Here is an 11,380-nt window from a genome sequence, read left to right as displayed (position 1 = left end):
TTAGAATTTTATTGTTAAGTTACAACCAATATTTCTAGTTGTTGGTAAAGAACCGATAGAAAGTCCTTGAGATCCTACGTTAGATCCTAATCCACTTTCTGGGTCTGCATCTGGAAGATTCTTTTGGATGATCCATAAGTTAGATCCGATAAGTGAAATTCTAGCATCAACTAATTTCATTTTTTGAACTAATGAAGATGGTAAAGTATAAGTAATGTTTACCTCTCTTAATTTGATAAATCCAGCATCGTAAACAAATTGACTTCTTGGTCCGTTAGTGTAAGCATTTGTAATAGCTCCACCTGTAGAGTAAGCAGTTCTTGTTGTGTTTGGAGTTCCATCAGCGTATACACCTGGAAGGATAACACCACCACCATTTACTAAACTATTTCTTTTTGGATTTCCAAGATCATTGTTTCCACCTGTTTCGTCAGTTAAACCAGTTCCAACTCCGTACCATTGGTCAGTAGAGAAAACATCTCCTCCGTGTTTAACATCGATTAAGAAGCTGAAAGATAAGTTTTTGTATGCGAATTTGTTGCGGATACCTCCAATCCAATCAGGATTGATGTTTCCAATAATATTGTTTGTAGAAGTATTGATTACGTATCTACCAGTTGCTGGGTTAACGATTCTTTGTCCGTTAGCATCATAAGTATAATCTGTTCCTTTCAATACACCAAATGGTTGTCCAACAACAGCATTTAAAGTTACTGTACCAGGGAAAGAAGATACTTGTAAGTTACTTACACCATCAGCCAAAGCTGTAACCATGTTTTCGTTTTTAGACCAGTTCACATTAACATCCCAAGAAAAACTATTTGTTTTAATAGGAGTAACGTTGAATTGAACCTCGATACCTTTGTTTTCTACTGTAGCAGCGTTAACATATTTAGAAGTATAACCTGTAGCAGTTGAGTAAGGTACTCTTACAGCTTCTCCGTCATTCACGTTTTTGTATAAACTCACGTCAAATCCAACTCTTCTGTTTAAGAATTGCATCTCAAGACCGATCTCTTGTGTATTAGTTTTAATAGGTTTAAGATCTGGATTGTTTTTAATAGAGTTTACAGAATACATTTGGTTATTGTTGAACGGATCGTATTTTGTATAAGTATCAACCAATGCTAATGCAGGTGTTCCTAATGGGCTTTCAGAGTAACCTCCTCTTAATTTACCAAAACTTAACCAGCTAGCATCAATGTTTTTAGAGAAAACCCAGCTACCAGAAACAGAATAACTTGGGATGCTATTGTCGCTTGCAGGCAAGTTTGAGAAAGCATCTCTACGAGCAGTTGCATCGATAAAATATGTGTCTAAGTATCCTAAAGAAGCTGAAATGTAGTAACTGTTAACAGAAGCTTTAGTTTCTCTTTCGTATGGGTATGGGCTTGCAGCTTTAGAGTTTGATAAACTGTAAATACCTGGAATAATTAAACCTCCTTGAGTAGAAGCTGTAATTTGGTTGAAATAAGTGTTTCTTATTGTTCCCCCAGCTACTCCACTTAAACTAAAATCTTCTCCGAATTTTTTGTTGTAAGTAAGGATCAAGTCATAGTTTTGCTCAGAGAAGTTACCATTGTAACGTTGGTATCCTGAAGTCTCGTCAAGAGCATTGATACCAAAAGTTTTTGCAACAGATCCTACAGCAACTCTTTCTTCACGAATCTCAGAATAAGTATCTGTAGAGATTTTTCCAGTTGCAGAAAGCCAGTCTGTAATTTTGTACGTTAAGTTTGCATAACCGATAAAACGATTTCTACTATCGTTTTGGTAGTTTTGGTAACGCTCAAAGTAAGGGTTGTTCCAGTATGCAGGAGATCCATCGTCAACAGAAGTTCTGTTCCAAGTGATGTTTTGTCCGCCTGAATTGTTGTATGCTTGTTGTAATTGTTTAATATCAACGTTTGTTTGCCACCATTGACGGAAACCAGAAACTAAGTTGTCGCTGTATCCTGTCATGTTTCTACCAACTGTTTGTTGTGCAGAAAAGTTAGCAAAAGTACTTAAAGACAATCTGTCTGTAAATTGGTGGTTTAATTTTAAACTGAAGTTGTTTTTTCTTAATTCACTATTAATTAAAACACCAGTTTGGTCAGTATTTGTATAGTTAAATACAACATTTGTTTTTTCATTTCCATCTTCAAAAGAGATACTGTTCACTAAAGAAAGTGAGTTTTTGAAGAAAGTGAAAGGATCGTTTGCAGCAGCTTGCCATGGAGTTGCTTTTCCGTAGTTAGCATTTCCTGGGTATGCAGAGAATGCATCCCATTGGTAAACATTCAATGAAGGATCAAAACGGTTACCTACAGAAGCATCATCTCCCATAAGAACTACTCTATCATTTACACCGTCACCGTTAATATCTTGTGTAGTGTCAAAAGAAGCACCGTATCCAGCTCCATAATTTTTTTGGTATTTAACGAAAGTGCTTTTGTCAGGACTACCAGTTACTACTTCAGAAGAAACAGTGATTCCTAATCCTTTTCTAGCTTTACCTTTTTTAGTTGTAATCATTAAAACCCCGTTACCAGCTAAGTATCCGTATAATGCAGAAGCCGCAGCACCTTTTAATACGTTCACACTTTCGATATCTTCTGGATTAATGTCCATCGCGTTATTACCGTAGTCAAATCCTCTAGATCCTGATGATTGAGCTGTTGTTCCGTCGTTTGTGTTGTTAGCGTTGTTGATTGGCATACCATCAATAACGATTAACATCTCATTACTTTGACCAATAGCTTTAACCCCTCTAGAAATTGCACTTGTAGAACCTCCAAAGTTAGTGTTTCTTGTAATGTTAACACCGGCAACTTTACCAGAAAGTTCGTTTAAGAAGTTACCACTAGAAGTACCGTTTCTTAAATCTCCTCCTTTTACCTCTTGTGTTGCATAACCAAGAGATTTTTTCTCTCTTTTAACACCTAAAGCTGTTGTTACTACAACGCTTTCAAGTTCTTGAGCATCTCCAGCCAATTTTACGTTAACTGTTGATGAAGTTGCAGCTATTTCTTGAGTTTTCATCCCAATGTAGCTAAATACCAATACTTGGCTTGATGATGCTTTGATAGTATATTTACCATCAAAATCGGTTTGCGTTCCAGCTTTGGTTCCTTTAACTAATACACTAACACCTGGTAGAGGCATCCCTGCATTGTCAGAAACTGTTCCCGAAACAGCTCTTTCTTGCGCAAAAGAAAGTTGCGCAACTAGTACTAATAAAAGCACTAAGAATCCATTGAACTTTAGTTTCATTTTTAAATATTTTGAATTAGTATCGCAAAACTCTTAATAATTTGTTAACTTTCCTAATAAATAAAAATCTTTTTTTGGTAAACTTTAAAATTTAACATTATAACATATGTTTACGATAGTGTTATATAATTGTATTTCTTGCTGATTTTCCTGACCATTCGTGAGAATAATTCGTAAAATTCCGTTTTTTGTTTGTATTCCTGCACCTATCCCGATTCCTATTAAATTCTTAATTTTTTTAGGATTTGAAATATTGGTTAAGTCTTGATATATAGCGTAATCCGTAATTGAATGAATGTATGCGCTTTTTGAAAACATATATCTATATTCTGTAAGAATTGCAGAATAAAAGTTTGCTTGAAGACTATTTTCTGAAAATCCTCTAATTGAGTTCATTCCGCCAAATCGAAATAATTCGTTCGAAATGTAATTTTTACTGTCTAAGTAAAAATTTTGAGAATTTATGTTAATGTAATTTTTGCTGTTTAGTTCAAAATTATATGTTGCATTTAAATTTAGATAGAATTGTTTGCTTGGATCTGCGGTCTCAGGATCATTATTTGTTTCTCGTTTTCCAAAACCTAAGATTGTGCTTAAAAATGCTTTTCCAGGCATTAAACTATTATTTGGATCAATTCTTTTGTATTCATATGTGGATGTTAGATAGGAATTGTTGAAATCGCTAATTGTAGAATTGTTGGCGTTTTGAATATCGCTCGATTCGGTTGACTGATAACCAAGATAGATTTTAGAATTGTAGTTTAAATAATAGCCGAGATTAATATCTGTTTTTGTATTCTGAAAAGTACTGTCTTGTTTAAAAATGTTTAATTGTGCCTTTATTCCAAGTGGTGATTGAAATAGATATGGAATCTCAAGCTTTGTGTTGAAAGTTTTTTGTTGATTTCCGTCGCTTTTCCAGTATAAGGAAAATTTTTCGCCAGCTCGAAGTATATTGGTTAATGAAATATCTAGGTAGCCATTTAATATTAGCTTTTTGTTTTCGTCATTAGAAAAACCAATATAACCATCAAAATTGTTTGCTTTCCTTTTGTCAAGATAGGTATAGACTTTGGTTGAGTCTGGTGTAAATAAAATTTCTGGGTATTTAGGTTGAGAAACAAACTCAAAGCTATTGATGTCATCATGAAGTTTTTTGACAGTTTCTTGATTGAAAGTTTTGTTTAGGTATTTTTTGTTTAGTTGTTTTACTGCTCCTTTCGGAAAATAATCTTTTAAAGCAGGATTTGTATAATTTATAATAATGGAATTTAGGGTTCGTTTTTTTTCGGAATTAAAATTTAAGTCAGCGTAAATTATCGAATTCTTTTTTTTGATATTTTGTAGTTTGATTTTAGAAAATGCAAAACCTGCTTTTTCATTCTCTGATATTTCTTGATTTAAGAAATTTTCAAGTTCTGAATAAGGTATGATTATGCTGTCATTTTCTGTTTTTTTTGACTCATAAGAAAAACTATTTATACCTATATATATATGTACTTCTTTTATTCTGTTTTTTAGATCTATTAAAACGTTATATATGGTGTCGTTTTTTCTTTTGTTTTCCAGGACTTTAGAGTCGATATAGCCTTGTTTTGCAAGTCTGTTTATTACTGTCGTAATTTCGCTGTTTATTGATTTAATATTTGGATGTTTTTTTGTGTAAGAAATCGAGTCAATGGTTTGATTCTGTTTTTTATTAATTCCGTTTATATTAAGGTAGAAAGATTGCGCAAAACAATTAGCCGATAAGAGAAAAATGAGTATGTAATAAAATTGTTTCAAAAGCAATTGTTTTGTTAGTTAAATGTAAAGCAAATATCTAATGTTTCTTTGTTAAATCATAGATATAAATAATGTTGTTGAAAATTAATGATTTAACGTTTGTATACTGAAAAATATTTTATACATTTGCAACCCCGTAAAAAGCGGGAATTTAATAAACATAATAATTTTTAGTATTAATTATGCCAACAATTCAACAATTAGTAAGAACAGGAAGAACTCAGATCACTAAGAAGAGTAAATCGGTTGCTTTAGATTCTTGTCCTCAAAGAAGAGGGGTTTGTACGCGTGTTTACACTACTACACCAAAAAAACCAAACTCTGCAATGCGTAAAGTTGCGCGTGTACGTTTGACAAATGGTAATGAGGTGAATGCTTACATCCCAGGAGAAGGACATAATCTACAAGAGCACTCGATAGTATTAGTGCGAGGTGGAAGGGTAAAAGATTTACCAGGTGTTAGATATCATATCGTTCGTGGAGCGCTTGACACGTCAGGAGTTGCAGGAAGAACGCAAAGAAGATCTAAGTACGGTGCTAAACGCCCAAAAGAAGCAAAAAAGTAATTTAAAAACTTTTAAGAAAAAGACATGAGAAAAAGAGCGGCAAAGAAAAGACCACTTTTACCGGATCCAAGGTTTAATGACCAATTAGTTACACGTTTTGTGAACAACTTAATGTGGGATGGTAAGAAATCTACAGCTTTTAAAGTATTTTATGATGCAATTGATATCATCGAAACTAAAAAGCAAAATGATGAGAAAACTTCATTAGAGATCTGGAAAGATGCTTTAACTAACGTTATGCCTCACGTAGAAGTACGTAGCCGTAGAGTTGGTGGAGCTACATTCCAAATCCCAATGCAAATTCGTCCAGACAGAAAAATTTCTATGGCAATGAAGTGGTTAATACTTTATTCTAGAAGAAGAAATGAAAAATCTATGGCACAACGTTTAGCTTCTGAGTGTTTAGCTGCTGCTAAAGAAGAAGGTGCTGCGGTTAAGAAAAGAATGGATACTCACAAAATGGCAGAAGCTAATAAAGCATTCTCTCACTTTAGATTTTAATTCGTAAAGAAATGGCTAGAGATTTAAAATATACAAGAAATATCGGAATCGCTGCTCACATTGATGCTGGTAAAACAACAACAACTGAGCGTATTCTTTTTTATACTGGAAAGTCACACAAAATTGGTGAGGTGCACGATGGTGCTGCAACAATGGACTGGATGGCTCAAGAGCAAGAAAGAGGTATTACAATTACTTCAGCTGCTACAACTTGTACTTGGAACTTTCCAACTGTACAAGGTAAAGTTATTCCAGAATCATTACCATACCACTTTAATATTATTGATACTCCTGGACACGTTGACTTTACTGTAGAGGTAAACCGTTCTTTACGTGTACTTGATGGTTTAGTTTTCTTATTTAGTGCTGTTGATGGTGTTGAGCCTCAATCAGAAACTAACTGGAGACTTGCTGATCAATATAGAGTTCCTCGTATGGGATTCGTAAATAAAATGGACCGTCAAGGTGCTAACTTTTTAGCTGTATGCGGACAGGTTAAAGATATGTTGAAATCGAATGCGGTTGCGATTACTTTGCCTATTGGTGATGAAGCAGATTTTAAAGGTATCGTTGACTTAGTGAAAAATCAAGCTATTGTATGGCATGATGAAACTCAGGGAGCTACTTTTGATATTGTTGATATCCCAGCTGATATGGTTGATGATGTAAAACACTACCGTTCTATCCTTATCGAAGAGATCGCAACTTACGACGAGAATCTTTTGGATAAATACATGGAAGATGAAAACTCTATTACAGAGGAAGAAATCAACAATGCATTAAGAGCGGCTACTATTGATATGGCAATCATTCCTATGCTTGCTGGTTCTTCTTTCAAAAACAAAGGAGTTCAATTCATGTTAGATGCTGTTTGTAAATATTTACCATCTCCATTAGATAAAGAAGGTATCGAAGGAATTCACCCTGATGATGCTGAATTATTAGAAGAAGATCAAACTAAAATCTTACGTCGCCCAGATGTAAAAGAGCCGTTTGCTGCTTTAGCATTTAAAATTGCTACTGACCCATTCGTAGGTCGTTTAGCTTTCTTCCGTGCTTATTCTGGACGTTTAGATGCTGGTTCTTATGTTTTAAATACTCGTTCTGGTAACAAAGAGAGAATTTCTCGTATTTACCAAATGCACGCTAATAAACAAAATCCAATCGAATTTATTGAGGCTGGAGATATTGGAGCTGCTGTAGGATTTAAAGATATCAAAACTGGAGATACTTTGTGTGATGAAAAGAGTCCAATTATCTTGGAATCTATGAAATTCCCAGAGCCAGTAATTGGTATTGCTATTGAGCCTAAAACTAAAGCTGACGTTGATAAAATGGGTATGGCTTTGGCTAAATTGGCTGAAGAGGATCCAACGTTTACTGTAAGAACTGATGAGGCTTCAGGTCAAACTATTATTTCTGGTATGGGTGAGCTTCACTTAGATATCTTAGTTGATCGTATGAAGCGTGAGTTTAAAGTAGAGGTTAACCAAGGTGAGCCGCAAGTAGAATACAAAGAGGCGTTTACTAAATCTGCTCAGCATAGAGAAACTTACAAAAAACAATCTGGAGGTCGTGGTAAATTCGGTGATATCGTATTTAGAATCGAGCCTGCTGATGAAGTTGATGGTAAAGTTCCAGTTGGATTACAGTTTGTAAATGAAGTTAAAGGTGGTAACGTTCCTAAAGAATATATCCCTGCTGTTGAAAAAGGTTTCCGTGAAGCGATGAAAACAGGTCCATTAGCTGGATATGCTGTTGATAGTTTAAAAGTAACTTTATTAGACGGATCTTTCCACCCTGTGGATTCTGATGCTCTTTCTTTTGAATTAGCTGCAAGAATGGGTTATAAAGAATCAGGACGTGCTGCTGGAGCTGTTATTCTTGAGCCAATCATGAAAATCGAAGTTATTACTCCTGAAGAAAACATGGGTGATATCGTAGGTGACTTGAACCGTCGTAGAGGTCAAGTTAATGACATGGGTGATAGAAATGGTGCTAAGACTATCAAAGCTGATGTGCCTTTATCAGAAATGTTTGGTTATGTAACTACATTAAGAACATTATCTTCTGGTAGAGCTACTTCAACAATGGAGTTCTCTCACTATGCAGAAACACCTTCTAATATTTCAGAAGAGGTAATCAAAAAAGCAAAAGGTAACGCTTAATTTTAAGAAAATGAGTCAAAAAATCAGAATAAAACTAAAATCTTACGATCACATGTTAGTGGATAAATCTGCTGAAAAGATCGTAAAAACAGTAAAAACTACTGGAGCGGTTGTAACAGGTCCAATTCCGTTGCCAACTCACAAAAAACTTTTCACTGTATTGCGTTCTCCGCACGTTAACAAAAAAGCGAGAGAGCAATTTGAAGTAATGTCATACAAGAGATTGATTGATATTTATTCATCTTCATCTAAAACAATTGATGCTTTAATGAAACTTGAATTGCCAAGTGGTGTTGAAGTAGAGATAAAAGTATAATTTTTTTATATTTTTTTTTATAAAAAGCGAGTCAGAAATGTCTCGCTTTTTTTTGTTTTTAAAAATGCCTTTAGTTGGTTGGTTTTGTGAAGTTTTAGTTTTGAATTTTTCTAATGAATTTCTTTAAAGGCCTTTGTTTTAAAGTGATGCAGGATTTTTTTGTTATGATTTTGTTGGTTAATTGTTAAGTGTAGTTTGTTTGTGTGTTGGAAAAAATAGGTTGAAATTTTGAATAATCTAAGTTGTTTTTAGTGTTGCTTTTGAGCTTGGATTTTGATTATGAGCGATTTAATTTTTGTAACTGTTTGGTATATTCAATTTTAATGTCTACTTTTGCACTCCCTGTTTGGAAATTTCTGTTATTTTCAAATTGAAGGGAATTTTAGTAATTAATAATTAATATTTATGTCTGGGTTAATTGGTAAGAAAATCGGCATGACTAGTATTTTCGACGAAAACGGGAAAAACATTCCTTGTACAGTAATCGAAGCTGGGCCATGCGTTGTTACCCAAGTCAGAACCAACGAGGTTGACGGGTATGAAGCGTTGCAACTTGGTTTCGATGACAAAAACGAGAAACATTCTACTAAAGCGGCTTTAGGTCACTTTAAAAAAGCTGGAACTGTTGCTAAGAAAAAAGTCGTTGAATTCCAAGATTTTGCAACTGAACAAAAATTAGGAGATCTTATTGATGTTACTATTTTTGAAGAAGGAGAATTTGTAGATGTACAAGGTGTGTCTAAAGGTAAAGGTTTCCAAGGTGTTGTTAAACGTCACGGTTTTGGTGGTGTTGGACAAGCTACTCATGGTCAGCACAACCGTTTAAGAGCGCCAGGTTCTGTAGGAGCTTCTTCTTATCCATCTAGAGTATTCAAAGGAATGCGTATGGCTGGAAGAATGGGAGGAGAAAATGTAAAAGTTCAAAACCTTAGAGTTTTAAAAGTAGTTGCTGAAAAGAATCTACTTGTTGTTAAAGGATGTATTCCTGGGCACAAAAACTCTTATGTAATCATTCAGAAGTAATGGAAGTAAAAGTATTAGATTTCAACGGAAAAGATACTGGAAGAAAAGTTCAACTTTCTGATTCAGTATTCGCAATTGAGCCAAACAATCACGCTGTATATCTTGATGTTAAGCAATATCTTGCTAATCAAAGACAAGGTACTCATAAAGCTAAAGAAAGAGCTGAAGTAACTGGAAGTACGCGTAAGATTAAAAAACAAAAAGGAACTGGTACTGCTCGTGCAGGAAGTGTTAAGAATCCATTGTTTAAAGGTGGTGGAACAGTTTTCGGACCAAGACCAAGAAGTTATTCATTCAAATTGAATAAAGGATTGAAGAGATTGGCTAGAAAATCAGCTTTCTCAATCAAAGCAAAAGAGTCAAATATTGTAGTTTTAGAAGACTTTAATTTTGAAACGCCAAACACTAAAAATTTCATTAACGTTTTGAAAGCTTTAGGGTTAGAGAGTAAAAAATCTCTATTTGTGTTGGGTGAGTCAAATAAAAACGTATATTTGTCGTCACGTAATTTAAAGGCTTCAAATGTTGTAACTAGCTCAGAATTAAGCACTTACGCAATATTGAATGCTAATAATTTAGTGCTTTTAGAGGGTTCTTTAGAGTTAATTGAAGAAAATTTAAGTAAATAATAGGAATATGAGCATCATTATTAAGCCTATAGTAACGGAAAAAGTAACCAAAGAAAGTGAAGTTCTAAACCGCTTCGGATTCGTTGTTAACAAAAAAGCAAACAAAGTTGAGATTAAGAAAGCTGTTGAGGCTGCTTATGGAGTAACTATCGTTTCTGTTAACACAATGAATGTGAGACCAGATAGATCTACTAAATACACTAAAAGTGGTTTAATCAGTGGAAAGACAAATGCTTATAAAAAAGCAATTGTACAAGTACAAGAAGGAGAAACAATTGATTTTTACAACAATATCTAAGATAGAAAAATGTCAGTAAGAAAATTAAAACCTATTACCCCAGGTCAGCGATTTAGAGTTGTGAATGGTTATGACGCCATTACAACTGATAAGCCGGAACGCTCTTTGATAGCGCCGATAAAAAACTCTGGAGGTAGAAATAGTCAAGGAAAGATGACCATGCGTTATACGGGTGGTGGTCACAAGCAGAGATATCGTATCATCGATTTCAAAAGAACTAAAGATGGAATTCCAGCTACAGTGAAATCAATTGAATACGATCCAAATCGTACTGCGTTCATCGCTTTGTTAGCTTATGCTGATGGAGAGAAAACTTATATTATCGCTCAAAATGGATTGAAAGTTGGTCAGAAATTAGTTTCTGGACCAGAATCTCAACCAGAGATTGGTAATACATTACCTTTAAGCAGAATTCCTCTTGGAACTGTTATATCTTGTATTGAGTTACGTCCAGGACAAGGAGCTGTTATTGCTCGTTCAGCTGGAACTTTTGCTCAGTTAATGGCAAGAGACGGGAAATATGCAACAATTAAAATGCCATCTGGTGAGACAAGATTAATCTTGTTAACTTGTTCGGCTACAATTGGAGCTGTTTCTAACTCTGACCATCAATTAGTTGTATCTGGAAAAGCAGGTAGAACAAGATGGTTAGGAAGAAGACCTAGAACTAGACCAGTAGCGATGAACCCAGTTGATCACCCTATGGGAGGTGGTGAAGGACGTTCTTCTGGAGGGCACCCACGTTCAAGAAACGGATTGCCAGCTAAAGGTTACAGAACTCGTTCTAAGAAAAACCCGAGTAACAAGTATATCGTAGAACGTAGAAAGAAATAATAAGA

Annotated in this window: 10 protein-coding genes; 8 read left to right on the top strand and 2 right to left on the bottom strand. The window is 34.6% G+C overall.

All coding sequences use genetic code 11. From position 1 onward, the window contains the following. Entirely contained in the window at nt 1-3,255 is a 3,255-nt protein-coding gene (locus AC1Q5Z_RS22085; protein WP_198857783.1) for a SusC/RagA family TonB-linked outer membrane protein, read from the bottom strand. Nucleotides 3,256-3,339: 84 nt separating this feature from the next. Further along, nucleotides 3,340-5,040, bottom strand: a complete 1,701-nt coding sequence (locus AC1Q5Z_RS22080) for a BamA/TamA family outer membrane protein (protein WP_492446830.1) — start codon at nt 5,038-5,040, stop codon at nt 3,340-3,342. A gap of 182 nt (nt 5,041-5,222) precedes the next feature. Between AC1Q5Z_RS22080 and rpsL the strand changes: the two genes are divergently transcribed. The 8 genes from rpsL (at nt 5,223) to rplB (ending at nt 11,375) form a co-directional block, all read left to right on the top strand. Continuing rightward, nucleotides 5,223-5,606, top strand: coding sequence for a 30S ribosomal protein S12 (gene rpsL / locus AC1Q5Z_RS22075; RefSeq protein WP_007136570.1), 384 nt, complete (start codon nt 5,223-5,225; stop codon nt 5,604-5,606). A gap of 24 nt (nt 5,607-5,630) precedes the next feature. Next, a complete protein-coding gene (gene rpsG / locus AC1Q5Z_RS22070) occupies nt 5,631-6,107 on the top strand; it encodes a 30S ribosomal protein S7 (RefSeq protein ID WP_026727879.1) in 477 nt (158 codons plus the stop codon). An 11-nt stretch (nt 6,108-6,118) separates the two neighbouring features. Further along, a complete protein-coding gene (gene fusA, locus AC1Q5Z_RS22065) occupies nt 6,119-8,275 on the top strand; it encodes an elongation factor G (protein ID WP_111364460.1) in 2,157 nt (718 codons plus the stop codon). A 10-nt stretch (nt 8,276-8,285) separates the two neighbouring features. Beyond that, entirely contained in the window at nt 8,286-8,591 is a 306-nt protein-coding gene (gene rpsJ / locus AC1Q5Z_RS22060) for a 30S ribosomal protein S10 (protein ID WP_007803605.1), read from the top strand. Between the two features lie 405 nt (nt 8,592-8,996). Beyond that, nucleotides 8,997-9,614: a 50S ribosomal protein L3 gene (gene rplC / locus AC1Q5Z_RS22055; protein WP_144217592.1), complete on the top strand. Its 618-nt coding sequence runs from the start codon at nt 8,997-8,999 to the stop codon at nt 9,612-9,614. Continuing rightward, nucleotides 9,614-10,243 carry a 50S ribosomal protein L4 gene (gene rplD / locus AC1Q5Z_RS22050; RefSeq protein WP_198857782.1) on the top strand — a complete coding sequence of 210 codons (630 nt, stop codon included), beginning with the start codon at nt 9,614-9,616 and terminating at the stop codon, nt 10,241-10,243. The genes rplC and rplD overlap by 1 nt, the downstream gene beginning before the upstream one ends. 7 nt (nt 10,244-10,250) lie before the next feature. Next, nucleotides 10,251-10,541: a 50S ribosomal protein L23 gene (rplW, locus tag AC1Q5Z_RS22045; protein WP_198857781.1), complete on the top strand. Its 291-nt coding sequence runs from the start codon at nt 10,251-10,253 to the stop codon at nt 10,539-10,541. Between the two features lie 9 nt (nt 10,542-10,550). Further along, nucleotides 10,551-11,375 carry a 50S ribosomal protein L2 gene (rplB, locus tag AC1Q5Z_RS22040; protein ID WP_008464287.1) on the top strand — a complete coding sequence of 275 codons (825 nt, stop codon included), beginning with the start codon at nt 10,551-10,553 and terminating at the stop codon, nt 11,373-11,375. The last annotated feature ends 5 nt before the right edge of the window (nt 11,376-11,380 follow it).

It is taken from the genome of Flavobacterium sp. GW823-FHT06G12 (assembly GCF_058794775.1).
This window is presented reverse-complemented; position numbering and strand designations above follow the sequence as displayed.

Coding starts and splice junctions, on each gene's coding strand:
- rplD (WP_198857782.1), top strand. CDS start 9,614: ATGGAAGTAAAAGTATTAGATTTCAACGGAAAAGATACTGGAAGAAAA.
- rpsJ (WP_007803605.1), top strand. CDS start 8,286: ATGAGTCAAAAAATCAGAATAAAACTAAAATCTTACGATCACATGTTA.
- rplB (WP_008464287.1), top strand. CDS start 10,551: ATGTCAGTAAGAAAATTAAAACCTATTACCCCAGGTCAGCGATTTAGA.
- rplW (WP_198857781.1), top strand. CDS start 10,251: ATGAGCATCATTATTAAGCCTATAGTAACGGAAAAAGTAACCAAAGAA.
- rpsL (WP_007136570.1), top strand. CDS start 5,223: ATGCCAACAATTCAACAATTAGTAAGAACAGGAAGAACTCAGATCACT.
- AC1Q5Z_RS22085 (WP_198857783.1), bottom strand. CDS start 3,255: ATGAAACTAAAGTTCAATGGATTCTTAGTGCTTTTATTAGTACTAGTT.
- rplC (WP_144217592.1), top strand. CDS start 8,997: ATGTCTGGGTTAATTGGTAAGAAAATCGGCATGACTAGTATTTTCGAC.
- rpsG (WP_026727879.1), top strand. CDS start 5,631: ATGAGAAAAAGAGCGGCAAAGAAAAGACCACTTTTACCGGATCCAAGG.
- fusA (WP_111364460.1), top strand. CDS start 6,119: ATGGCTAGAGATTTAAAATATACAAGAAATATCGGAATCGCTGCTCAC.